Origin of the sequence: Bradyrhizobium sp. ARR65 (assembly GCF_000472385.1) — a bacterium.
Classification (GTDB): Bacteria; Pseudomonadota; Alphaproteobacteria; order Rhizobiales; family Xanthobacteraceae; genus Bradyrhizobium.
In genome coordinates, this window is the sequence record NZ_AWZU01000012.1 from 120,311 (window position 1) to 145,327 (window position 25,017).

Genomic DNA, 25,017 nt, shown 5'->3' on the forward strand with positions numbered 1-25,017 from the left:
TAAACCGCTTGTTGCCTGCCTTGCCAGCCAACAATCGATGGAACATCATCGCCGCCTACCCGCAGCCATTAGGCAAAACAACGAACAAGGGAGGAAAGCATGAAAGCTGCGCTGAGACTGCTGCTTGTCACGACGACCTTGGTTCTCGCCGGTCACGCCTTTGCAGAGGTACTACCAACCGCGGAGCCCGTAACCGTCGATGTTTCGCCGGACCGGCTCTCCCGCATTCGGACGGTATTGCAAAAGGAGATCGACGCTGATCGCATGCCCGGCGCAGTCGTGATGATCGCTCGCCGAGGCCAGTTGATTTATTCCGAAGCGATCGGGTTCCAGGACAAGGCGGCCAGCAAGCCAATGACCAAGGATGCGATCTTCCGCATCTATTCCATGACGAAACCCCTGACTTCGGTTGCCGCCATGATGCTGGTCGAGGAAGGCAGGATGCAGCTCACTGATCCGGTCGCGAAGTTCCTGCCGCAGTTCGCCAAGATGGAGGTGCTTGTCACGGACAAGGATGGCAAGACCACGCGGGAGACCGCCAAGCATCAAATGACCATTCAGGATCTCTTCAGGCATACGGCAGGCTTCACGTACGGAGAATTCTCGAATGTCCCGGAAATCAAAGCGGCCTACGCAGAAGCAAAGCTTTACCGGCCCGACATCACCGCAGAATCCCGCATGATCACGCCGGATCAATTCGTCACCGGCATCGCCAAAGCGCCACTGGTGCACGAGCCGGGCACGACATGGGAGTACAGCATGGCCGTCGATGTGCTCGGGCGCGTCGTCGAAGCGATCTCGGGTCAGCGGCTCTCGGCATTTCTCGATGAGCGGCTGTTCCGCCCCCTCAACATGGCCGACACAGGCTTCAAGGTTCCTGAGGCGCAATGGAGCCGCATCGCTGAGCCGTTGCCGAAAAATCCGCTCACGGGCGCCCCTAATGACGTCATGCTCGATGTGAAGATCGACCCCTTGAATGACTCCGGCGGTGGCGGCGCGGTGTCGACTGCCGCCGACTATTTGCGCTTCTGTCAAATGATGCTGAATGGTGGCTCGCTGGATGGCCGCAGGTACCTGAGCCCAACCAGCGTGAAGCTGATGACCTCAGATCACTTGGGCAATCGCCCTGGATCACCTCTTACACCTGGCGCTCTTCTAATGGGTGTGGATGGCTATACGTTCGGACTCGGCTTTATGGTTCGACAAGGACCAGGGCTTGCCGGTGTACCCGGCTCTGAGGGCGAGTACATGTGGGCTGGTGCCGGTGGAACATTCTTCTGGATAGATCCGAAAGAGCAACTCGCCGTTGTTTACATGGCGCAAACACCAGGTGCCATCCGGCCGTACTACCGCCGGATGATCAAAGCGCTGGTGGCTCAGGCGTTGGATAAGTGACGTAGCGATAGCCGCAGGCGGACCATCACGTGCGCCTGTGGCCCTGATAGGCGGCGAGCGGCCTGTGAGAACCAAAAGTCCAACCGATTTGCGCACCCGGCGGGCGAATCGGTTGTGCCGCCCACCGGATGCGATTGTTACGAATGTAACTGGTGATCGCTGATGCGGCTGAAATCCGCCAGCGCGGCCGATCACAAAGGGGCCTTCATCGCGTGAATGATTTGGCTCTTCGTCCACGATCTCAACTTTGTGAGACAGTTTGACGGCTCGATTGAGCTAACGCTGGCAAAAAGCTGCGACGCGATGGCGTCACCATAGCGCGGCCGCGCAGCGCTGGCCTCCGCATGTCACCGATCCGCTCCGAGCAGATGTTGGAGGATGTGCGACGAAGATCAATTTTGAAATAACTGCAGGGCAATTGAGGGCGGCCCTAACGAGCCTCACTGAATTGTCACGCTGGGGAGATATCGCGCCTGCTTTCTATCACTGGCGCGAATTGTCACCCGGCGTATAAGATCACCAACAGCGGACCAGAGGTCCAAGACCGAACCAATGGGAGCCAGCGAGGGCAATGAGACGAGCAGCTCGGACGAGAAGCATGGCCGGCCGGCGCACGCCGCGCCCGCGCCTTCCATCTCGGTTGGAGCTGCGAGAGCAGGTTGCCGAATTGGTTGCGCAGCAGGCGGCGATGTCTGAAGTGCTCCGCGCAATCGCCAGCTCGCCGCACGACCTGCAGCCGGTCTTCGAGACAATCCTCGACAGCGCCACGCGGCTCTGCCGGGTCGAGTCGGCTGCCTTGCGCCTCTCCGAAGAGGGGGGAGCGCGCCGCGTCGCACAGCGACTCGCTCCGGATGCTGCCGCGCGGTGGACAGGACCGCCGACCCTGGCGCCGCGAGGCACCTTTCTCGGCGATCTCGCTACCAGAAAGACGGCCCTCCACATTCCCGATATCGCGCAGCATGAAAGCTATCTTCGGGGTGACCCCACCGTCGTGGCCGGCGTCGATTTGGCTGGACTTCGAACACAGCTCTCCGTGCCGCTGTTAAAGGACGATCATGTCATCGGATATATCGGCCTTGCACGGCGCCGCCGGCAGCCGTTCACGGACCGAGAGATCGCGCTCGTCACTGACTTCGCGAGGCAAGCGACCATTGCGCTGGACATAACTCGTCGCGAGCGCGAACTTCGTAAGGTCCAGAGTGAGCTGGCACGCGCGAACCGCGTTGCCATCCTTGGCCAACTCGCCGCCTCGATCGCTCATGAGCTCAGGCAGCCATTGACCAGCCTGGCCGCGAACGGCGACGCCGGCCTGAACTGGCTTGCAATGCAGCCGCCCAATCTTGGACAGGCAAAACGCTCTTTCGAAGCCATCGTCGCCGACAGCCGCCGTGCAAACAGCATCGTAAATGGCTTGATGGGTCTTACGAAGAAGAAGGCTCCGCGCAAGGAGTGTCTGGACATCAACCACGCGATCATGGAGGTCGCTGCACTGATCCAAAGCGAAGCCCTCAAGAATGGCGTGTCGATAGACACGCGGCTCGCGCCCCGCCTGCCACCCCTGCGGGGCGACCGGGTGCAACTGCAGCAGGTGATTCTAAATCTGACCGTCAATGCCATTCAGGCGATGAGCAGCCTCTCGGGGAGCAAGCGAGAGCTGGAGATCAGCACCGAGAGAACGGAGAACGGCGTGCGAGTTGCGTGCCGGGACACCGGTCCAGGGTTGACGCCGGAGAGCCTGGACCGGCTCTTTGAGCCATTCTACACGACAAGGCCTGACGGCGTCGGCTTGGGATTATCGATCTGCCGCTCCATCGTCCAAGCACACGGAGGACGACTGTGGGCGACCGCGGCCGAGCCGAACGGCGCTTTGTTTCAGTTCACGATCCCTGCCGATCAAGGCCCAGGTGCCGATCAGGAACCATGAGCTATCGGCAACGTGGCCCCGGCCTCAGCCATCATACGCAAACAGTTCGATTGGTTCACTGAAGCCCCGCACCGGATATTCGCCGACGCGCTCGAGATCGAAATCGCTTTGCACGAAGTCGGCGAACGCGCGGGACAGCAGCACCTTTCGACCGAGTTGTTTGGTCAGGGCTTCGAGACGCGAAGCCATATTCACCGCGGGACCGATCACCGTGAAGTCGAGCCGGCTGCGCGAGCCGATATTGCCGTACATGACGTCTCCGACGTGGACGCCGATACCGTAGTTCAGCGGCACACGACCGGTTTCGCTGTTCTTTTGGTTCAGGGCAATCATGGACTGACGGGCCTCGGTAACCGCGTGCAACAGATTTGCGCAGGCCGAGGGCTGGCTGAGCGGAAAAATGGCCAGAAGACCGTCACCCATAAATTTCAGTATTTCCCCGCCATGTCGCGCGATCGGCTCCGAGATCGCGTCAAAATAGTCGTTCAGAAGATCGATGACGTCATCGCGCGGCCAGTTATCGGAGATCGCAGTGAAATCGCGCAGATCGCAGATCATGATGGCGGCGCGTACGGTTGTCCCGCTTCCGCGCCTGGTGGCGCCAGCCAGAATGAGTTCGCCGGCATGGGACCCGACATACGTTTCGAGCAGCGTTCGCGCCAGCCGGTTCTTGACACGGATTTCGCTGACCAGCGCCAGAAGCGGCAACAGTCTCGACAGGCTGGCGATCTGCGTGTCGTCGAAACCACCTGGCCGGTCGGTTGCAAAGGTCACCATGTGGCGCTTGCCTAGGGTATGATACAGCGGCCACGCCACATAGTCGGTCAAGCCCTTGGCCCGCATCTCATCATAGACGGCGTGCTTACGGCCCACCGACGGATCGCGTTCGAGATTTTCGCGCACCTCGGCGGCACCCTCATGGATTTCGTTTGCGGGACTGCCGATGTATTCGGATCGTCCCCTGACGTCGTAATCGACTCTCGCAATCTCGGCCTCGCGCATTCCGTCGGCCCACATGATCCGGGCGCCAAGCCATTGCGGGTGGTGGATCAGGAAATGAAGCGACGCCCGCTTGACGGGAATGCCGGCTCGCTGAAGACGGATACATAGCTCGGCGAAAATATTGTCGATGAAGCGTTCATCGCGCGTGTGGTTTGTCAACCACTGCACAACGTCGTTCTCGGAATAGTCAGCGCCGGCATCGATGTTTGGCGGCGAGTTCATATCCTGCTCCTCAGTGGTGACCTGGATTGATGGTATACGACATCTCGCGTCCGCGCTCGACGGAGAAGTCCGCCCGCAATTTGCTTGCGCCAGCGGGGCTGCCGGTCGCGGGGCTTTGGCGGATGGAGCGCACGGGCCGCGGCCGCAGTCGGCCATTGGATCGGAATAGCGCCACACTTGTTACTCCCGGCGTTCGATTTCCGGTGCCAAAACCATCTCGCCACTAACAACGCGCGATGAGCGGCGAATGGTGCCGCGCCTGCAACCTGGCGACGCGGGCATTCGCCCAAATCAGGAGGTTTGAGGAGCCATGACTACATCAGCCGAGAACGGACGGAAGGGCGGACAGCCTGCCATGCAAACACCACCTGTCGTGTCGCCGCAGGCCTGGGAGGCGGCCCGCCAGCAGTTGCTCGTGAAGGAAAAGGCCCTGACGAAGGCCCGCGACGCTTTGGCCGCCGAACGACGGCGGATGCCGTGGATGGCCGTGGAGAAAGCGTATGCGTTCGAGGGTCCTGCGGGAAAGGTCAGCCTGCTCGACCTGTTCGACGGCCGGCGTCAGTTGATCGTCTACCGGGCATTCTTCGAGCCGGGGGTATATGGCTGGCCCGACCACGCCTGCCGCGGCTGCTCCATGGTGGCCGATCAGGTCGCCCACGTCGCCCATCTGAACGCCCGCGATACGACCCTCGTCTTCGTCTCCCGTGCGCCGCAGGCGGACATCGCGCGGTTGAAGTCGCGGATGGGCTGGCAGATACCGTGGTTCACCATCACAGACGGCTTCGACGCCGACTTCGGCGTGGGCGAGTGGCACGGTACGAACGTGTTCTATCGCGACGGCGACCGCGTGTTCCGCACCTACTTTATCGACAACCGCGGCGACGAACAGATGGGGAGCACCTGGAACTACCTCGATATCACGCCGCTGGGCCGGCAGGAGGTCTGGGAGGATTCGCCCGAGGGTTATCCTCAGACTCCGACCTACAAATGGTGGAACTGGCACGACGCTTACGTGGCGGACGCACCGCCCGACAAGAAGTGGGTCGAGGTGTCGGACGCCGGAGAGGCGGCATTCCGGAATAAGAACCAGCAGGGCCAAAGCTCCTGATGTCCAAGGCAACCTGTCTTACCTTCCGCAAACCGCGAGGACCCCACCGAAGGACGATCACATCGGTATAGTCCATCCGCAACTTTCAATCGCTCCCGAGATGCTGCCGATTTTATTCATCGGCAGCACAACCACGATTGGGTTCCAGCGTTATCGTCGCTGAGCTTGCGAGGCAGGCTCACGCATAACCTGCAGCGGAGGTCGCGAGGCGCTGCTTGAGCGCAGGTGATCGACGAAATCAGAAACGCAAGAACGTCAAAAAGTGACCACGTTCGTGCTTCGGATTGAACCCGTGAGAACGGATGCGCAGGATCCGGGACTCACCAAGAACGCAGCGGAGGAAATCGAATGGCACGCCAGGAGGACAAATCGACCCAGGATCCAGAGGGTGTAGCTCGTGCAACAAGCGAGCAAATTGCCGAGCAGCCGAGGCGAATGGTGCGCGCTGCTGCTGAGGCGACCGAGGAGGTGGCGAAGGCCAGCGCCAATCTGCTCCAGCAGAATGCGGAACTCCTACGCAATAGTTGGCGCTTCGGTCTGGACACAACAACGGCGATCATGGGCCGTTCGACCGAACAGGTCAGCCGCACCCTTGGTTTATCGGGCAATGAAGCGCAACAGGCGACCGAGCGCTCAGCCCGGAACACAGAGACTCTCCTTTACTCTGCCACGGCGGCGAGCAAGTGCATGAGTGGATTGTCGCAAGAGTATTTCGAGTTCGTTCGCCGTCAACTCGAGACGAGCATGGAGCGCATAAACGAACTGTGGCGCTGCCGCAGTCCCCAGGACGTTGCGGCCGTTCAGAGCGATCTTATGCGCGATACGCTCGGCAGCGTGCTGGAGAGCAGTCGCCGGATGGCCGACATATCGCTCAAGCTGACGGACGATGCGGCGACACATATGACACAAAATCTGGAGCGCATGAAGCGAGCCGCCTAAGGCTTTCCGGTTTCGTCGGTCACGGACAAAAGAGCGGCCGCGTGCGCGACCGCTCTCTCGACCTTGGAGGAACGGATGCCGCTCATCCTATTTCGATGTCCTGTTAAAGCGTTGAACGTTCAGTGGGTGGACTGCGAAGGCCAGCGGCCGGGCGACAGCACCGCTGTTTATAAAGCGATTGTTTGTCCCGCGTGTGCCCGGCTGCATTTCGTAAATCAGTCGTCAGGCGAGCTGTTGCGAGAGAGCTGAAAATTCACGTCTGCCGGTCGGGCAGGCGCAGCATGAGGCCGTCGAGTTCGGGCGTGATCTTGATCTGGCAGGAAAGGCGGCTGTTGGGCTGGCGCTCGGCCGCGGTGCCATCCAGCAATGCATCTTCCTCGTTGCTGCGCGGTGGAAGCTTATCGAGCCAGGCCGCGTCGACATAGACGTGGCAGGTGGCGCACATGGCGTTGCCGCCGCATTCGGCGAGTATGCCGTCGAGCCCGCGGGTGAGCGCGGTAGCCATGGCGGTCGCGCCGGTGTCTGCCTCGGCGGTCTCGCTGCGGCCATCGGGATGAATGAAGGTGATGCTCGGCATGGTTCTCGCTCAGGCAGGCGTTAACGTGATGGGCAGGCTTTCGAGCCCGCGCAGCGTGTTGTTGTAGCGGCGTTTCACGGGGCCTGTGATCTCGATCGCCGCGACCCTGCGGGCGAGCGCTGAAAGCAAGACCTCGCCCTCCAGCCGCGCCACCAATTGCCCGACGCACATGTGGATGCCGGCGCCGAAGCCGACATGGCCCGACGTCTTGCGGGTGATGTCGTAACGGTCGGGATCGGCCCAGCGCCGCGGATCACGGTTGGCCGCGCCCAAGAACATCAGGATCTTTTCGCCTTCTCCGATCCGAAAGCCTGAGACCTCGACCTCGCGGGTCGTGGTTCGGAAGAAGGTCTGCACCGGGCTTTCGAAGCGGACCGCCTCCTCGAACGCGTTGCGCGCGAGCGACGGATCGCGCCGCAGCCGCGCGAGGTCTTCCGGAAAACGCGCCAGGCAATAGATGGCGGCGCCGATCCCGTTCACGGTGGTATCGAGGCCGGCCGAGAGCAGCGAGCGCACCAAGAGCGGCGCTTCGCTCTCATTGATCTCGCCGCTATCGACGAAGCCATGGACGGCCGCGCCGAATCCACCCGGGGCGAGATTGTGGCGCTGGCATTGCTCGGCGACATAGGCCTGATGCGGCGCCGAGCGCTCGATCGCGGTCTGGCGCAGCTCGTTTGGAGGGCCGAAGGCGTTGAAGACGACGCCGGCATAGGGCAGCAAGTGCTCGCGTCCCTCCGGTTTCAGGCCCATCGCCTCGGGAAACACCGAAAGAGGATAGGCCTCCGCCAGATCGGCGATGGCATCAAAACTCTTGCGCTGCAGGAGTTGGTCGATCTTGGCGTCGGCAACTGCTGCGAAATGATCGCGGATCCGCTTCATCGCGGCCGGCGACAAGACTTTGCTCAACACCGCGCGCGTACGCGTGTGCGCGGGCGGGTCGGCCTCGAGAATGAGGCTCGGCGGCCGCCAGGGCGTCTCCCTCTTGAAGTCGCTGAGGCCGACGCCTCTGCTGGAGCAGAAGGTGAGGGGATCGTTGAGCACGGCATGGACCTCGGCATAGCGCGCCACGCCATGGACCTGCCACTTGTCGAGATAGACCACGGCAGCGCTCTCACGGAGCTTCTCATGCGCGGGGTAGGGATCGTCGAAGAAATCGATCGCGAACGGATCGATGTCGAGATGCGGCATCGCCGCCGGACCAGCACCGGCACCGCTCGACGCAGGGGAGTTGAACGCACTCATTCCGTCCTCCCGAATTTTGATCTTGTGAAGTTCCGCCCCATGTCCTTATGTCCAGGACATTCGCGCCGAGCCACGACCCAGAGATGACCAGCAGCCCGCCATCGACCAAGCCCCGCAGGACGCCTGACGGTCCGACGCTCGATCTTCAACGCTATGTTCCGGCGTTCATCACGTTTATCGCCAACAAGCTCTCGAACAGTGCGACCACGTTCTACCAGCGCAATTTCGGCGTCAACGTCACGGAATGGCGGATCATGTCGCTGCTCGCGATCGAGCCGGGCATTCCGGCATCGCGCATCTGCCAGGTCATCGGCTTCGACAAGGGACCGGTGAGCCGCACGCTCTCCGTGATGCAGAAGCGCGGCCTGATCGCCATCCGGCCCGATCCGAGGGACGGGCGGACGCACTCGATTTCGCTGACAGCGAGGGGTCGCGCGACGCACGACAAAGTGATTGTCGCCGCGCTCGAGCGCGAACGCCGGTTGCTGTCCTGTCTCGACAAAGACGAGCAGGAAATGCTGATCGGCCTGTTGCGGCGGCTGCACGACAATCTTGGTGCGGTCACCGGCAACGGAACGTGAGGCGGCGACTTCTGTCGCGAACCGTCGCGTCATTCTGCCGGCCTTCGTTGCGGCGGCCGAAGCGCGGCCGGTGCCCGCGGCTCGTTTACCGAACATGAGTTCCTCCCGGATCCCGCGCGGCGATTGGCTCGCTCTTTGCGGTGGTTGGAAGCTCGCACAAGATAGTTGCCTTGGCAACAAGATTTTCGTGAGCCTCCAGAGCCAGTGCAGGGGAGGACGATCAACCGATTGCACGTCAGGCCAATCAATCCTAATGCGAAAGAGAGTTGATCTCCGACGTGCATCGGCCGCGAAACTGGCTTGGGCGACATTCCATCATGCGACCGCTTTTTCATCCCAGCCTAGTCAATGGCCGCTACGGCGATCCCACTGTTTATGTCGATACGCTGTTCGAGAAGCGCAGCGTGTTGTTCGACATCGGCGACATTGCCACGCTGGCCCCGCGCAAGATCCAGCGCATCGACCAGATCTTCGTCTCGCACGCGCATATCGATCACTTCGTCGGCTTCGATCACCTGCTGCGGCTATCGGTCGGACGCGAGAAGACCGTGCGGCTTTACGGGCCGTCCGGCTTTGCCCAGCGCGTCTATCACAAGCTCCAGGGCTATCGGTGGGACCTCGTCGACACCTACGAGTCCGATCTCGTCTTCATCGTGAGCGAGTTCGCACCGCCGCACGCGATCTCGGCCACGCAGTTCCGGCTGAAGACGGGCTTTGCCGCCGAGCCCGTCGCAGCGCGCGCGGCTTGCCATGGCACGCTCCACACCGAGGCGACATTTCGCGTGTCAGCAGCGGTGCTCGAGCATCACACCGCTTGCCTTGGCTTTGCGCTGCAGGAGGCCGCGCATATCAACATCTGGAAGAACCGGTTGCAGGAGCGGGGCCTGCCGGTCGGCGCCTGGCTGAAGTCGCTCAAGCGGGCGGTCGCGGAAGATCGTCCGGATGACCATTTGATTGGCATTGACGGACCGGTAGGTTCGGATGCGCGCCTGGAGCCATTGGGCCGCTTGCGCGATGTGCTGACGGTCACGCCGGGGCAGAAAATCGGTTACGTGACCGATGTCGCCGACACGCCGGCCAACCGCGCCGCCATCATCGCCCTGGTCGAGAATGCGGACATTCTCTTCATAGAGGCGGCGTTTGCTGAAGCAGATGCCGCGCTGGCGCGCCAGCGCGCGCACCTGACCACCACGGCGGCGGGGGAGATCGCGCGGCAAGCCAAAGTGCGCCGCATCGAGCCGTTTCACTTCTCGCCCCGCTATGCCGGCGGGGAGGAGCATATGTTGAACGAAGTGATGACCGCCTTCGGTGGCTCGCATGGCTGACATGACAAAGCATGTGCAGCAAATGCCAAAAGAAAGCCGTCCGAGTGGCAAATTTCCGACACAGGATCGCGGCGAAAAGGGCTAATCCGACATGACGCAGGCGCGAAGGTGATTCCGGGTTTCGGATTTGCCGTCGCGCATATTCATAAGGGGTCTTCGTGTCGTTCAAACATCTTCCCGCGATCCTGCTCACTTGCGTGCTGTTTGCCTTCCCGGCCTTTGCTCAGCCTCGCGCGACGCCGGCGTCCCCGGCGGCTCCAACTGCGCCGGCCGCGGACAAAGCCGATGCGCTGACGCCGGACCAGGCGAAGCGGGCACTCGATACGCTGCAGGACGACAAGAAGCGCGCCCAGATGATCGACACGCTGCGCGCGATCGCCAATGCCTCGCCGCAGCCGCAAGCCGCGCCGGCCGCCGCTGCGCCTGAGACCGAGCGGAAGTCGCCGATCCCGCTCACTGCGGACAGCCTCGGCGCGCAACTCCTTTTGACGGTCTCGGAGCAGATCGGCGACATCTCGCATGAGGTCGCCGACATGGCGCGGACGCTGACGCATTTTCCAGCGTTCTATTACTGGATCGTGCGCACGGCCAACGACCCCTATTCCTACGATCTCCTGCTCGACATCGCCTGGAAGCTGGCATTGGTGTTCGGCTGCGCGTTTGCCGCCGAATGGCTGATCTTCCGTATCCTGAAGCGGCCCCTGGCATTCCTCGAGGCGCATGTTCCTCAAACCGTGCGTGTCACCGTGCCGGCGTCGGCCGTCGCCGGCGCGCCGTCCTCCGCGATCGACCTCGCTCCGGAGGTGGATCTGCAGCGACGCCGTCTCAGCCTGGCGCGCGTCTGGCAGTCGATGATCAGGCTGCCTTTCGTCGTGGGGCGGCTTGTGCTGGAATTATTACCGGTGCTCGTCTTTATCGGCGTTGCCTCGGCGGTGCTGGGGACCGGGATCGGCGAGCTCACGACGACGCGGCTGGTGATTCTGGCGGTGGTGAATGCCTACGCGCTGTCGCGCGCGCTGATCTGCGTGGTGCGCGCGCTGGCCGGGCCTTTCGGGCTGTTTCGCGTTCGCGCCGAGACGGCGGCCTACATCGAGATCTGGGCGCGCCGCATCGTCACCGTCGCCGTTTCAGGCATCGCTTTTGCCAACGTCGCGCTTCTGCTTGGTCTGCATCGCGCCGGCTATGGCGCGTTGCTGCGCATGGTGATGCTGGTCGTGCACCTGTTTGTCGTCGTGATCATCCTGCAGTGCCGCAGGCAGGTCGCCGACGCCATTCGCGCGCCGGCCGGAAGGCAGGGGCTGGCGGCACGCGCACGCAATCGCCTCGCCGGCCTCTGGCATTATCTTGCGATCGTCCTGGACCTTGCGCTGTGGGCGGTCTGGGCGCTGAACATCCGCAACGGCTATTCGCTGCTGCTGCAGTATTTTGTCGGCACCATCGCGGTGGCGTTGATCACGCGTCTTGTCACGATCGTGGTGCTCAGCCTGATCGATCGCGGTTTCCGGATTCGCCCGGAGATCCTGCAGCGCTTTCCCGGCCTTGAGACGCGCGCCAATCGCTATCTGCCGCTGCTCCGCAAGATCGTCTCGACCATCATCGGCTTCATCGGCTTCGTTGCCGTGCTCGAGGTTTGGGGCGTGGATGCCATCGTCTGGTTCTATGGCGGCCAGATCGGCAGCCGGCTCTTGGAGGCGGTCGTGACCATCGGCATCGCCGCGCTTGCAGCGGCGGTGATCTGGGAAGTGGCGAACGCGCTGATGGACCGGCAGGTCAATATGCTGTCGCGCGAGGGGCAGTATGCGCGCGCGGCGCGGCTGCGCACGTTCCAGCCGATGCTGCGAACCGCGCTGCTTTGCCTGATCGTGACCGTGGTCGGTCTCACCGCGCTGAGCGAAATCGGCGTCAACGTCGCTCCGCTCCTGGCCGGCGCCGGCATCGTCGGCATCGCCATCGGCTTCGGCTCGCAGAAGCTGGTGCAAGACCTCATCACGGGATTGTTTCTGCTGCTGGAGAATACCGTGCAGGTCGGCGACAATGTCACCGTGTCCGGCCTGTCCGGGATCGTGGAGAACGTTTCGATCCGCACCATCCGTCTGCGCGCCGGCGACGGCGCGGTGCACATTGTCCCCTTCAGCGCAGTGACGACTCTGACTAACGCCAGCCGCGGCGTCGGCAACGCCGCAGTCAGCGTCAATGTCGCCTACAAGGAAGATACCGACCGCGCCGGTCAGATTCTCAAGGAGATCGTCGCCGAAATGCGCCGTGAGCCCGAGTACCGGCACGCTATGCTTGGCGATCTCGAATTGTGGGGCGTCGACAAGGTCGACGGCGCGATGGCCTCGATCGTCGGGCAGATTCGCTGCACGGATAGCGGGCGCTGGCCGGTGCAACGCGAATTCAACCGCCGCATGAAGCGGCGATTCCAGGAGTGCGGAATCGAGATCGTGCCCGCGAGCCAGACCATCCTGATGCAGATCCCCGCGCCGGCTGATGTCGCCGCAAATGCGCTGCCGCGCCGGGCGCACGGCTAAATCTGCAGAGTATGCATTGAGCGAAGTGAAACCCATCACGCTTCCACCATGTCGTGATGGGTTTCGCTTTCGCTCGACCCATCCTGCAGCTCAAAATGTACGGTCGCGGCGAATGGGAGATCGGCCTTTTTCGCGTCGCATTGATTCAGTTCAATGAGGTCGCAGGGAAATCCAATCATCGTTCTCCCATGAAAATATCCGATACGACCTGTCCGTCCTGCCTGGCGTCTTACGAAGTCGCGGAGTCCACATCCGCCAAAGGAAATCCCGGACGCGCGCAATGCGCCATCTGCGGTGCGGTGTTGGCGTCCTGGAAAGAACCGAAATTGAGGGCCTATCGGCTGGCGTCGCCGCCAGGGCACAAATATCCTCGCGTGCCGACACCGCCGCCTCCAGCGGAATGAGTGTTGCTGCCTCGGCCTGGCGGGCGATCGATGCAACCGGAGGTCCGGAAAAGCCGGCACCTGTGTGAGCACTTGGTGGTGCCCGGCATCAGCCGATCGGGGCCGGGTGCCGTTTCGCCAATTCATCCAGCGATAGTTCCGCTTCGCGCTCGGTGAGCGGAAACCGGACGATGACGTCCTGCCGGCCAAGCTGGCCCCAAAGCCCGTTCGAAGACCACTTCTGCGGCTCAGGTCCGCGCGGACCCTCGACCCACACCAGGTACCACTCCGTCATGGAACGCGTCACCCAAACACTGATGATCAGACGGGTCGAAACAAGATAGGTTCGGCGCCGCTGCAGGGCAAATAGGAGCCGTTCTAGGGCCGCCGTCGGCTGACGGACGGACGCCGGCTGGCTTCAAATTTTTGCAGGGTGAGCAACAAAACGCGCCTGCGCATGTTGAAGCGACGATCAACTCAGCAGGTAAGGTTTGCCATGAGTACCTCAAAGATTGCCACAGCGGTTGCTGTGATCGGTTCGTTATCCCTTATCCCCTGCGTCCCGGCGCAATCTGCTCCCCTCACTTCGGTTTCCGCAGTAGCGAAGGCCGCCGACCAGGGGAACATCGTTCAAGCCCGTTTCGGTGGTTGGCGTGGAGGCTGGGGCGGCTGGCGCGGTGGTGGTTGGGGCTGGCGTCGTGGTGGTTGGGGTTGGGGCGGAGCGGCTCTGGCCGGCGCGGTAATTGGAGGGACCCTCGCTGCCGCGGCCACGGCACCTTATTACGGTGGATACTATGGTCCTTACGACTACGGCTATGCGTATCCCTATGACAGCTACGCCGCTGTTTACCCGGCCTACACTGTGGGCGTCGGACCAGCCGTTGGCCCGTTCTGGGGTCCCAGATGGGGTTGGGGCTGGCGCCGCTGGGGCTGGGGCTGGTAAGGGCAACCGCTAGGCGGCGGGCCGCTCCTTCGTGTTTGAGGTCGGCCCGTTCATTCCGATCCAAGGATTCCGATCCCTGCCGCCTCATGAGGGATCGATCAGCACGCCCGGATTGAGAAGGCCGTGCGGATCGAGTTCGCGCTTGGCGGCGCGTAGCGCGGTCGCGAACAGTTCCGGGCGCTGGCGGTCATACCATGGCCTGTGATCGCGCCCGACGGCGTGATGGTGGGTGATCGTGCCGCCCGCCGCGATCAGCGCGTCGCTCGCCGCACTCTTGATCGCCTGCCACTGCTCGAGCAGCGCGCCGTGGCGCCCCAGCGCATGGAACGAGAAATAGGGCGCCGGGCCATCCGGATAGGCGTGAGTGAAACGGCAGGTGACCTCGCCTTTGACGCCGGTCGCATCGAGGATAGCGCGTTCGGTCGCCATTTTCACCGCATCATGAAAACTCTCAAAGCGATCCCACGTGATCGCGGTTTCGAACGTATCGTTGATGATGCCGGCGGGATTTAAGAACTCGCGCGCATAGGGCATGCGGATGAAGGCGTTGCGCCAGATGCCGGCCGCGCCTTCCAGATGCGCATCGCCGGCGTTCGCTGGCTCCGGCGTTCCCCCGTGGTCGGCGCAGCATTCCAATGCGCGCGCCATCCAGGCATCCAGCGGATGATCGCCGGACTCGAATGCCAGCACCATGATCGCGACGCTGCCGTCGGCCGCACCGGTGTTGAAGGCTTCCTGCGGGTCGAGGATGCGGCAGTTCGAGGGATAGAGGCCCGCCTGTGCAATGGCGCGCACGGCCCGCGCCGCGGCGAAGAACGAGCGAAAACGAACCGAGGCGCCGGCACGGAATTTCGGGCGCGACTGCAGGCGCATCCAGGCGCGCGAAATCACGCCCAAAATTCCCTCCGAGCCGATGAACATCCGATCGGGACTGGGGCCCGCGCCTGAGCCCGGCAGCCGGCGCGTCTCGACGACCCCGCGCGGTGTGACGACACGCAAGCTTTCGACGAAATCGTCGATGTGGGTGTAGAGCGTCGCAAAGTGGCCGCCCGATCGCGTTGCGATCCAGCCGCCCAACGTCGAATACTCAAAGCTCTGTGGAAAATGCCGCAAGGTGAAACCATGCGGCTTGAGCTGGCTTTCCAGCGCAGGACCAAAGCTACCGGCCTCGATCAAGGCCGCGCGCGAGGTCGCGTCCACTTCGACGACTTTCTCGAGGTTGCGCAGATCGAGGGTAACAGCGGCTTTGTATTTGATGCCATCGACGTGCGGCTCGACGCCGCCGCAGACGCTGGAGCCGCCACCGAACGGCGTCAGCGAGGCGCCGACGGAGCCCGCCCAATCCATGACCGCGGAAATCTCCGCCTCGCTACGGGGATAGGCGACGACATCAGGCGCGCAATCATAATCGCCGAGCATGGCCCTGAGGTAATCGGGATAGGATTTGCCGTAGGTGTGTGCGGCGCGGTCGTAGCGTTCGCTGCTGCAGAAGGCGGCCAGGGAAGCCGGCGGCGTGATCCGCGGCGCCCGCAAGGAGAGATCTTCGAGGCGCGGAACGGTGATGTTGTCGAAGGCGTCACGTGCGAATTTCTGGCGGTAGCGGCCGAGCACAAAATTCCGTTCTTCCGCGCTCATGCCTTCGCCTTCGCGCCCCCAGCCGTAATGTTTCAGCCTTGCGCCTGTCATCAGCATTCCCTCGCGTTTTGTTTTCGAAGTTTCTTGATCGCTATTCGCGACGACGGTCTCATTGCGAGCGACATCGATCGACCGCACGATAGGCCGGCCGTGAGTCCGGCGCTAGCTGGGCGTCGTTAGACCAGACCGGCACCGATGCGATGGGCGAGCTTGGCGAGCATTTCGGCCGTCCAGGCCGGTCCATGCGTATGCACCATGCGGGGGAGCGCCTCGCTCATGAGAGCGAACGCCAATGTCTCGCTGGAAATGCCTTCGCGCTCTGCGTGCCGGAGGGCGCCTTGGACATGGGTGCGAGCTTCCGCGAAGCCAGAGGCAAGCTTGTTCTCGTCAGGCTCGTTCGGAGCTGAAAACATTGAATCGCGCCTCCGTGCACGGGCGGCAGCACCGCATTGTGCCGCTATGTTATAACGTAACATATGGCGCGACAATGGCCGTTCGTAAACCGCGTCCGGGTTCCGCCGCGAAACGAGAAAGCCCGCGCGGTGAGGCGCGGGCTTTTTTAAAGACGCGATTGGACACGTCTCAGAACACGTTGGCGAAAATGAAGTAGAGAAAGCCGGACAACATCATCGCAATGGGCAGCGTCAGCACCCAGGCCATGGCGATATTGCGGATGGTCGACCATTGCAGCCCCGAGCCGTTCGCCGCCATGGTGCCGGCGATGCCGGAGGAGAGCACATGGGTGGTCGAGACCGGCAGGCCATAGCCGTCGGCCGCTGCGATCGTCGCCGCCGCGGTGATTTCGGCGCAGGCACCTTGCGCATAGGTGAGGTGGGTCTTGCCGATCTTTTCGCCGACAGTCACCACGATGCGCTTCCAGCCGACCATGGTTCCAAGGCCGAGCGCGATCGCGACCGCGATCTTCACCCAGCCCGGAATGAACTTGGTGGCCGCGTCCAGCGAGGCTTTGTAGGCGTTCAGCGTCGCGATGTCGGCGGCCGACAGTTCGGCCTCCTTGTCTTTCATCAGGAAGCGCAGCGCTTCGGAGACGAGATACATGTCGTTACGGGTATTGCCGACTGCTTCTGCCGGGAATTTTGCCAGCGACCCGTATTCGGTGACCTGCTTTGCGATGTCGCGCACCAACACGGCCAATGACGGGAAGGTGCCTTCATTGAGCTCGCGTTGCGCAACATAGTTGGTCACCGCAGGCCGCGGGTTGCCGAGCACGTTATAGCCGAAGGCCTTCGCTTCGATTACCTTGCTCGCAGCCTCCGAATTGGCGATGAACTTCTGAACCTGGCTCTCGGGCATCGCGCGGTTCAGTGCATAGGCCGTCGGCACGGTACCGATCAGGATCAGCATGATCAGGCCCATGCCCTTCTGCCCGTCGTTTGAGCCGTGGAAGAAGCTGACCAGCGTGCAGGTCAGGATCAGGATGCCGCGGATCCACCAGGGCGGTGGCTGGTTGCCGACCGGCTCGGCGAACAGCGCATCGGCAGCGCGCTGCAGCACCGCCTTTAGCGCAAACAGCAGGATCGCAGCGAGTGCGAAGCCGAACAGCGGCGACAGCAAGAGCGCCTTGCCGATATTAGTGGCCTGCGACCAGTCCACGCCGGAGGTGCCGTCGCGGCCGCGCATCAACGCGTTGGCAATGCCGACGCCGATGATCGAGCCGATCAGGGTGTGCGAGCTCGAAGCGGGCAGGCCGAGATACCAGGTGCCGACGTTCCAGATGATGGCGGCGATCAACAACGCGAACACCATCGCAAAGCCGGCGCTCGAGCCGACCTGCAGGATCAGTTCGACCGGCAGCAGCGACACGATACCGAACGCCACCGCGCCGCTTGAGAGCAGCACGCCGAACAGGTTGAACATGCCCGACCAGACGACGGCGATATGGGCAGGCAGAGAGCGCGTATAGATGACGGTCGCCACGGCATTGGCCGTGTCATGGAAGCCGTTGACGAATTCAAAACTGAGCGCGATCAGAAGCGCGACAAACAACAGGATATACGGCAGGTAGGTCGTGATCCGCGTGCCGGTCGCATCAATATCGACATAAATACTGTAGGCGACGAACAGCAGGCCAGCCGCGACGACGCCGAGATAAATGACACCTGTCAGCGGATGAAAACCGCGGTCAAGGTCCGGGCCCTTTTTCAGTGCGGGCTGTATCGAACCGGGTAATGCAACATCGCTCATGTTTAAGCCTCCTGTCCCCGACGGGTGAGGATTTTGCGCGATGCATGTGACACGCGGTTGAAAAGGGGGAGGGGAAGCGCCGGCCACTCGCGTCTGCGCGCGCCGGCCCGTTGTTCCGTCATTCCGGGGGCGCCTCGAAGGAGCGAACCCGGAATCCAGAGGTTGTGGCGCGAGGGTCTGAGAGTTGCGGCGCGAGATTCCGGGTTCGATGCTTCGCATCGCCCCGGAATGACGTGCAGAACTTGCGCAGTGCTGCGGGCGATGAGCGAGAGTCTACGCCGCGCGCGCCGATTTTCGCATCAATGCGGCCGCGATTTTCAGGTCGTCGACAAAGCGCGCATATTCGCGCCGCCGGGCGTCCTCATCGGGCAACCTGAGCAGATAGGACGGATGAACCGTCACCAGCGCCTTGGGTCCCTCCGGAAGATCGATCACGCGGCCGCGATTTTTATTGATGGGAGTGATCTTGCCGAACACGCATTGCGCGGCGGTGGCGCCCATCGCCACCACGAGCTCAGGCTTGAGCAGGTCCAGTTCGCGTTCATACCATTGCCGGCATGCCTTGATCTCCGGCGTATTCGGCTTCTGATGCAGGCGGATCTTGCCACGGGGGACGAATTTGAAATGTTTGACGGCGTTGGTGACGTAGGTCTTCTTGCGATCGACGCCGGCTTCTTCCAACGCGCGGTCGAGCATTGCGCCGGCCGGTCCGACGAAGGGGTGACCGGCGAGATCTTCCTTGTCGCCGGGCTGTTCGCCGACCAGCACGACTTGCGCGTGCGCAGGTCCCTCGCCGAACACGGTTTGGGTGGCGTGTTTCCACAAATCGCAGGCGCGGCAGCCCGCCGCCTCCTCACGCAGGGCGGAAAGGCTGGCGCTGGAGGTGCGTGAGGTGGGGGTCATGGCGATCTCCGCTTGCTTGTGGTCGCCGCAGAGGCCAATGCGGGCGGGGGTGCAATGTTCCCCAGATCCTATTGGGATACCTGGCGAAAAACTTGGATCAACCCCGATTGACTCTGCGGGCGTTGTTAGCTTTATATTAGAACATAGCATGAACAAATAAGGCAGATCCTGGTTCTCTTAACGAGAGCCAGTGAGGCCAACCCTCTCTTGAAGGAAGCGACGCCATGACAAGCGCACGCACAAGCGCGCTTGCGACTTTGCGCGGCTGTATCGAACGCATCGAGACGCATGGCGGCGTCCATGCGTTGCAGCGAACCATGCTCGGTCATGCTGAGGTGGATGCGGTGCTGCAGGGCGGGCTCGCCAAGGGCGCGGTGCATGAGGTGTTTTGCGAAGGCGGCCGGCAGAGCGCGGCAGCGACGGGATTTGTCGCCGGCCTGGCTGCGCGGGTCGCGCCGCGCCGGCCGCTGGTCTGGGTGCGGCAGGATTTTTCCGAACGCGAGACCGGCGCGCTGTCGATGAGCGGGCTGGCCGAACTCGGCCTCGATCCGCGTCGTCTGGTGACGGTGCGTGCGCCCGATGTCGAGAACGCCTTGCGCACCGCCGCCGATGCGCTCGCCTGCGATGCGGTGGGGGCCGTGGTGCTGGAGGTCTGGGGCGAGACGCGGCAGCTCGATCTTGTGGCCAGCCGCAAGCTGACGCTGGCGGCGCAAGGCGCCGGCGTCACTGGCCTTCTGCTGCGAATGGCGGCTGCGCCCATCCCCTCCACAGCGGAAACACGATGGATCGTGCGCGCAGGGCCCTCGCCGCCCGCATCTCCCTGGCAGGGATGGGGCGCGCCGCTGTTCGACGTGGAACTTGTCCGCAACCGTCATGGCCCACTCGGGCGATGGATCATGGAATGGAAATGTGATGAGTGCCTTTTCAGCGAACCCTCGGCGGATACTCAGCCTGTGGCTGCCGCGCCTGCCCATCGACCGCATCAAACGCGAGCTCGCGTTCAAGGCGCTTTCAAGCGAAGATCCGGTTAAACAACAGGGCGGCGACGAGCCCAGTGTCGTCGTCGCCAAAGAGAATAATGCGATAAAAATCTATTCGCTCGATGATGCCGCCGCGCGTTTCGGCCTGGACATCGGCCAACCGCTGGCGAATGCCCGCGCCATCTGTCCGCATTTGCGCGTGTTCGATGCCGATCTGACGGCCGATGCCAAGATACTCAACGACATCGCCGATTGGTGCGATCGTTTCACGCCGCTGGTGGCGCTGGATCCGCCGCATGGCCTGTTTCTGGATATCACCGGCTGCGCCCACCTGTTCGGCGGCGAGGCCGCGCTGCTCAAGCTGCTCTGCGATCTCCTGACCGCACAGGGCTTCGCGGTGAGCGCGGCGATCGCCTCGACCTCCATTTGCGCGCGCACCCTGACCCGGCATGTCCATGGCATCATCGTGCCCGACAGCGAGGAGGCACGCGCGGTCGCGCCTCTGCCGGTCTCCGCGCTCGGCGCAGAGGAGGCCATCACAACGGGCCTGCGCCGCGCGGGCTTGAAGACCATCGGCGATGTGGCTTCGCGTGCGCGTTATGAAATCACGGCAAGATTCGGCGCGGCGTTCACGACGCGGCTCGAACAGGCGCTGGGGCAGGGCGATCACCCGATCAGCCCGCGCAAACCGCCGCCGGATTACATCGTGGAAAAGCGCTTTGCCGAGCCGATTGCGACCGATACGGCGATTTCCCTGACACTGTCCAGGCTGTCGCAAATGCTCGTGGCCTCGATGGCGCAGCAGGGCAAGGGCGCACGGCGGCTGGAAGCCTGTTTCTTCCGCACCGATGGCGTGATGCGCGGCATCGTGGTCGATACCGGGCAGGCGGTGACGCGCGCAGAGGTGATCGACCGCCTGTTTCGCGAGCGGCTCGATGCCTTAAGCGATCCGCTCGATCCCGGCTTCGGCTTCGACCTGATCCGCCTTTGCGCTGGCCGTACCGAGATCGTGGTGCAGCAGCAGCACGATCTCGACGCCCATGTGCATGACAATGACGAGCTGGCGGCACTGATCGACCGCATCGCGGCGCGGATCGGCTCGCGGCGCGTCGTCGTCCATCTGCCGCAGAACACCCACATTCCCGAACGCGCGGTGCTGCCGGTGCCGGCGCAGCAGCATCTGGCTGCCGCTGCGCAAGCGGCCTGGCAGCCGCGCACCGAGGCCGAGCCTCCCTTGAGGCCTTTGCGGCTGTTCGAACGGCCCGAGGAGATCCAGGTGATCGCACAGGTGCCTGACGGCCCGCCGGCGCGCTTTGTCTGGCGTCGCGCCGCGCACGCTGTGGTGCGCGCCGAAGGGCCCGAGCGCATCGCCATGGAATGGTGGCGCCCGGAAGGGGCGGGGCTGACGCGGGATTATTTCCGCGTCGAGGACGAGGCGGGCTTGCGGTTCTGGGTCTATCGCGACGGCCTCTATGATCGCGAGCTTGATCCGAAAACCGGGCGGCCCGTGCAGCCCGCCTGGTACATGCACGGATTGTTCGCATGAAAACGCAGCCTTACGCGGAGATCGGCGCTACCACCAATTTCTCCTTCCTGCGCGGTGCCTCGCATCCGCAGGAATATATGCATATGGCCGGCGAATATGGCCTCACGGCCATCGGCATTGCCGACCACAATACGCTCGCGGGCATCGTGCGCGCCTATAGCGAATTGGAGAATCCCGAGCTCAAGCACAAGCCAAAATTCCTGGTCGGCGCGCGCATCGTCTTCATGGACGCTACGCCCGATATTCTCGTTTATCCGCGCGACCGCGCCGCTTACGGCCGGCTCTGCCAGTTACTCACCCGTGGCAAGCGCGGCGAGGACGTCGAGAAAGGCGAGTGCCATCTGAGAATGGATGATCTCCTCGACTTTGCCGAAGGCCAGCTTCTGGTGCTGACGCTGCCGCATCGGTTCGAGGCGACTGCCGCTCTAAAGCTTCTGAACCGGTTGAAGGAGACGCGAGCCGAAGGCGTGTGGCTGGCGGCCAGCCTGCTCTATCGCGGCGACGACCGGCGCCGCCTGGCGCGGCTTTCGCGCCTTTCGCAAACGGCACAGGTGCCGCTGCTCGCCACCAACGAGGTGCTGTACCATCACCCTGCGCGCCGGCCGCTGCAGGACGTGCTCACCTGCGTGCGCGAGAAAACCACGATCGAGGCGATCGGCAGGCGTCTTGAGGCTAATGCGGAGCGGCATTTAAAGCCTGGGGAGGAAATGGCGCGGCTGTTTCGCGACTACCCGCAGGCGATTGAGGAAACCATCCGCTTTGCCTGGCGCATCGAATTTTCGCTCGATCAGCTCAAATACCAATATCCCGATGAGCCGGTGCCGCCGGGCAAGACCGCGCAACAGCATCTGGAGGATCTGACCTGGGCCGGTGCGGCCGCACGTTTTCCCGGCGGCATCAATGACGCCTTGCGCGCGACCTTGCGCAAGGAGCTCGATCTCATCGCCGAGCTCAATTACGCGCATTATTTCCTCACCGTGCATGACATCGTGCATTATGCGCGAAGCCAGGGCATTCTGTGCCAGGGCAGGGGATCGGCGGCCAATTCCGCCGTCTGCTATGTGCTCGGCGTCACCTCGGTCGATCCGACGAAGATCGATCTCTTGTTCGAGCGCTTCATTTCCAAGGAACGGCTGGAGCCGCCCGATATCGATGTCGATTTCGAGCATTCGCGGCGCGAGGAGGTGATGCAATATGTCTACCGCCGCTACGGCCGTCACCGCGCGGCCGTGATCGCGACCGTCATTCATTACCGCCCGCGCAGCGCCATTCGCGACGTCGGCAAGGCGCTGGGACTGACCGAGGACGTCACCTCGCTGCTCGCCGATACCGTCTGGGGAAGCTGGGGCGATGGCTTATCTGAAGGGCAGGTGCGGCAGGCGGGGCTCCAGCCTGATAATCCGATGATCGAGCGCGCAGTGAAGCTTGCGGCCGAGCTGATCGATTTCCCGCGTCATCTCTCGCAACATGTCGGCGGTTATGTGCTGACGCAGGATCGACTCGACACCTACGTGCCGATCGGCAATGCCGCGATGGAGGGCCGCACCTTCATCGAATGGGACAAGGACGATGTCGACGCGCTGCATATGATGAAGGTCGATGTGCTGGCGCTGGGCATGCTGACCTGCATCCGCAAGTGTTTTCATTTGATCGAGCAGCACAAGGGCGAACATTACGAGCTCGCCACCATCCCGCGTGAGGACGCGCGCGTCTACGACATGCTGTGCAAGGGCGAGTCGCTCGGTGTGTTCCAGGTCGAAAGCCGCGCCCAGATGAACATGCTGCCGCGCTTGAGGCCACGTGAATTTTACGATCTCGTCATCGAGGTCGCAATCGTGCGGCCCGGACCGATCCAGGGCGACATGGTCCATCCCTATTTGCGCCGCCGAAACGGGCAGGAGAAGGTGAGCTATCCTTCGCCTGCGCCGGATCGGGGACCGGCGGATGAGCTTTACCGGGTGCTGCACAAGACGCTTGGTGTGCCGCTGTTCCAGGAACAGGCGATGCGGATCGCGATCGAGGCCGCGAAATTCTCAGCCGAAGAGGCTAACGGCCTGCGCCGGTCGATGGCGACCTTTCGCAATCTCGGAACCATCGGCAAATACGAGTCGAAACTGATCGGCAACATGGTCGCGCGCGGCTATTCGGAGGAATTCGCCAAGAGCTGCTTCGACCAGATCAAGGGCTTTGGCTCCTATGGTTTTCCGGAGAGCCATGCCGCAAGTTTCGCGCAGCTCGTCTATGTCTCCTCCTGGCTGAAACGCTTTCATCCCGACGCGTTCTGCTGTGGGCTGTTGAATTCGCAGCCGATGGGATTTTACGCGCCGGCGCAGATCGTCGGCGATGCCCGCAAGAACGGCGTCGAGGTGCGCGAGGTCGATGTCTCCTACAGTTTCGCGCAGAACACGCTGGAGGAGAGCGACGGCCAATATTGCGCCGTGCGGCTCGGCTTCCGCCAGATCGACGGCTTCCACTGGATCGATCCGGATGAGCGAAGGTTGAAGGAGATACGATCGTCGTTGCGAGACGGTGCGATGGAAATTTTTTCTCCGTCATTCCGGGACGATGCGATTGGCTCCCCACCGTCGTTCCGGGGCTCGCGAAGCGAGAACCCGGAACCTCGAGATTCCGGGTTCGATGCTGTCGCATCGTCCCGGAATGACGAAGAGGAGGAAGCAGACGACTGGGCCGACCGCATCGTCAAGGCCCGCGCGCGCCGGCCTTTCACCTCGCTGGAAGATTTCGCCCGCGACACCGGCCTGCCCAAGCGCGCGCTGATCCTGCTTGCGGATGCCGATGCGTTCCGTTCGCTCGGGCTCGATCGCCGCGCGGCGCTGTGGGCGGTGCGGCGGCTGCCCGACGACGTGCCGCTGCCGCTGTTCGAAAGCGCTGCCGCGCGCGAGCAGCCGGATGAGAGGACGGAAGCCTTGCCGCTGATGCCGCTGCCGGAGCAGGTGGTCGCCGACTATCAGACCATCCGCCTGTCGCTGAAGGGCCATCCGATGCAGTTCCTGCGTGCAATGTTTTCGCGCGAAAACGTCATCGTCTGCAAAGTGGTGTCGCATGCCAATGACAGGCAATATGTCCGCTGCGCCGGCGTCGTGCTGGTGCGGCAGCGTCCGGGCAGCGCCAAGGGCGTCGTTTTCATGACGCTGGAGGACGAAACCGGCATCGCCAATATCGTGGTCTGGCCCAAGGTGATGGAACGTTTCCGGAAAGAAGTGATGGGCGCCCGCCTGGTGCTGGTCGAGGGACGAATCCAGAGCAGCCCGGAAAAGGTCGTGCATCTCGTCGCCGAGCGCCTGATCGACCGCTCAGCCGATCTGATTGGTCTCGCCAACGATGCGCTCATCCACAAGCCGCCGGTGCCGGCCGGCCCCGCGCTGATCGAGCCCCTCAACGACGACCGGCGCGACCACCCGGAGACGCCTGCGCAAAAACTCCGCCACCCCCGCAATGTCCGCATCCTGCCGGCCTCGCGGGATTTTCATTGAAGTACCCCCGTCATTCCGGGGCGGTCCGAAAGGACCGAACCCGGAATCTCGAGATTCTCAGATGTGCAATTGCACATCAGAG

General features: G+C 62.9%; 18 protein-coding genes and 1 pseudogene. 11 read left to right on the forward strand and 8 right to left on the reverse strand.

Annotation, left to right across the window (positions count from 1 at the left end):
• Window positions 1-99: 99 nt before the first annotated feature.
• Both F758_RS0115925 and F758_RS46520 read left to right on the forward strand, forming a co-directional pair.
• On the forward strand, window positions 100-1,395 hold the full coding sequence (locus tag F758_RS0115925) for a serine hydrolase domain-containing protein (RefSeq protein ID WP_024508789.1): 1,296 nt from the start codon (window positions 100-102) through the stop codon (window positions 1,393-1,395).
• Window positions 1,396-2,083: 688 nt separating this feature from the next.
• Complete coding sequence (locus F758_RS46520) at window positions 2,084-3,319, forward strand: sensor histidine kinase (protein ID WP_198026503.1); 1,236 nt, start codon at window positions 2,084-2,086, stop codon at window positions 3,317-3,319.
• Between the two features lie 24 nt (window positions 3,320-3,343).
• Here the strand turns inward: F758_RS46520 and F758_RS0115935 are convergent, their stop codons facing one another.
• Entirely contained in the window at window positions 3,344-4,543 is a 1,200-nt protein-coding gene (locus F758_RS0115935; protein WP_024508791.1) for an adenylate/guanylate cyclase domain-containing protein, read from the reverse strand.
• A 310-nt stretch (window positions 4,544-4,853) separates the two neighbouring features.
• Here F758_RS0115935 and F758_RS0115940 point away from each other — a divergent pair, with 310 nt between their 5' ends.
• Both F758_RS0115940 and F758_RS0115945 read left to right on the forward strand, forming a co-directional pair.
• Window positions 4,854-5,651 carry a DUF899 domain-containing protein gene (locus F758_RS0115940; protein WP_024508792.1) on the forward strand — a complete coding sequence of 266 codons (798 nt, stop codon included), beginning with the start codon at window positions 4,854-4,856 and terminating at the stop codon, window positions 5,649-5,651.
• Window positions 5,652-5,999: 348 nt separating this feature from the next.
• A complete protein-coding gene (locus F758_RS0115945) occupies window positions 6,000-6,590 on the forward strand; it encodes a phasin family protein (RefSeq protein ID WP_024508793.1) in 591 nt (196 codons plus the stop codon).
• 253 nt (window positions 6,591-6,843) lie between these two features.
• Here the strand turns inward: F758_RS0115945 and F758_RS0115955 are convergent, their stop codons facing one another.
• Both F758_RS0115955 and F758_RS0115960 read right to left on the reverse strand, forming a co-directional pair.
• Window positions 6,844-7,167, reverse strand: a complete 324-nt coding sequence (locus F758_RS0115955; protein WP_024508794.1) for a 2Fe-2S iron-sulfur cluster-binding protein — start codon at window positions 7,165-7,167, stop codon at window positions 6,844-6,846.
• Window positions 7,168-7,176: 9 nt separating this feature from the next.
• Window positions 7,177-8,409, reverse strand: coding sequence for a cytochrome P450 (locus tag F758_RS0115960; protein ID WP_024508795.1), 1,233 nt, complete (start codon window positions 8,407-8,409; stop codon window positions 7,177-7,179).
• A gap of 83 nt (window positions 8,410-8,492) precedes the next feature.
• On the opposite strand from F758_RS0115960, the gene F758_RS0115965 reads away from it, so the two are divergent.
• The 3 genes from F758_RS0115965 (at window position 8,493) to F758_RS0115975 (ending at window position 12,846) form a co-directional block, all read left to right on the forward strand.
• Window positions 8,493-8,990: a MarR family winged helix-turn-helix transcriptional regulator gene (locus tag F758_RS0115965; protein WP_024508796.1), complete on the forward strand. Its 498-nt coding sequence runs from the start codon at window positions 8,493-8,495 to the stop codon at window positions 8,988-8,990.
• A gap of 317 nt (window positions 8,991-9,307) precedes the next feature.
• The gene (locus F758_RS0115970) at window positions 9,308-10,315 is read left to right on the forward strand and encodes a ribonuclease Z (protein ID WP_024508797.1); all 1,008 of its coding nucleotides are present in this window, start codon (window positions 9,308-9,310) and stop codon (window positions 10,313-10,315) included.
• A 158-nt stretch (window positions 10,316-10,473) separates the two neighbouring features.
• Window positions 10,474-12,846, forward strand: coding sequence for a mechanosensitive ion channel domain-containing protein (locus F758_RS0115975; RefSeq protein WP_024508798.1), 2,373 nt, complete (start codon window positions 10,474-10,476; stop codon window positions 12,844-12,846).
• Window positions 12,847-13,338: 492 nt separating this feature from the next.
• Here F758_RS0115975 and F758_RS0115985 read toward each other — a convergent pair whose 3' ends face one another.
• Window positions 13,339-13,524, reverse strand: a complete 186-nt coding sequence (locus tag F758_RS0115985) for a hypothetical protein (protein WP_024508799.1) — start codon at window positions 13,522-13,524, stop codon at window positions 13,339-13,341.
• Between the two features lie 201 nt (window positions 13,525-13,725).
• Between F758_RS0115985 and F758_RS47835 the strand changes: the two genes are divergently transcribed.
• Entirely contained in the window at window positions 13,726-14,172 is a 447-nt protein-coding gene (locus F758_RS47835; RefSeq protein ID WP_084305442.1) for a hypothetical protein, read from the forward strand.
• Between the two features lie 84 nt (window positions 14,173-14,256).
• Here F758_RS47835 and F758_RS0115990 read toward each other — a convergent pair whose 3' ends face one another.
• From F758_RS0115990 to F758_RS0116005, 4 genes and pseudogenes are all read right to left on the reverse strand, one after another.
• Window positions 14,257-15,858 (reverse strand): FAD-binding oxidoreductase, encoded by a 1,602-nt coding sequence (locus F758_RS0115990; protein WP_024508800.1) that lies wholly within the window; start codon window positions 15,856-15,858, stop codon window positions 14,257-14,259.
• 125 nt (window positions 15,859-15,983) lie between these two features.
• Window positions 15,984-16,220 (reverse strand): hypothetical protein, encoded by a 237-nt coding sequence (locus F758_RS0115995; protein ID WP_024508801.1) that lies wholly within the window; start codon window positions 16,218-16,220, stop codon window positions 15,984-15,986.
• A 169-nt stretch (window positions 16,221-16,389) separates the two neighbouring features.
• Window positions 16,390-18,012: an inorganic phosphate transporter gene (locus tag F758_RS0116000; protein WP_024508802.1), complete on the reverse strand. Its 1,623-nt coding sequence runs from the start codon at window positions 18,010-18,012 to the stop codon at window positions 16,390-16,392.
• 273 nt (window positions 18,013-18,285) lie between these two features.
• A pseudogene (locus tag F758_RS0116005) lies at window positions 18,286-18,918 on the reverse strand (UdgX family uracil-DNA binding protein); the annotation flags it as partial.
• A gap of 221 nt (window positions 18,919-19,139) precedes the next feature.
• Here F758_RS0116005 and F758_RS0116010 point away from each other — a divergent pair.
• Genes F758_RS0116010 through F758_RS0116020 form a run of 3 tightly spaced genes read left to right on the forward strand, consistent with a single transcriptional unit; the run spans window position 19,140 to window position 24,935 of the window.
• Window positions 19,140-19,946, forward strand: coding sequence for an ImuA family protein (locus F758_RS0116010; RefSeq protein WP_024508804.1), 807 nt, complete (start codon window positions 19,140-19,142; stop codon window positions 19,944-19,946).
• Complete coding sequence (locus F758_RS0116015) at window positions 19,828-21,441, forward strand: Y-family DNA polymerase (protein WP_024508805.1); 1,614 nt, start codon at window positions 19,828-19,830, stop codon at window positions 21,439-21,441. Before F758_RS0116010 ends, F758_RS0116015 begins: the two co-directional genes overlap by 119 nt.
• Window positions 21,438-24,935, forward strand: coding sequence for an error-prone DNA polymerase (locus F758_RS0116020; RefSeq protein WP_024508806.1), 3,498 nt, complete (start codon window positions 21,438-21,440; stop codon window positions 24,933-24,935). The genes F758_RS0116015 and F758_RS0116020 overlap by 4 nt, the downstream gene beginning before the upstream one ends.
• The last annotated feature ends 82 nt before the right edge of the window (window positions 24,936-25,017 follow it).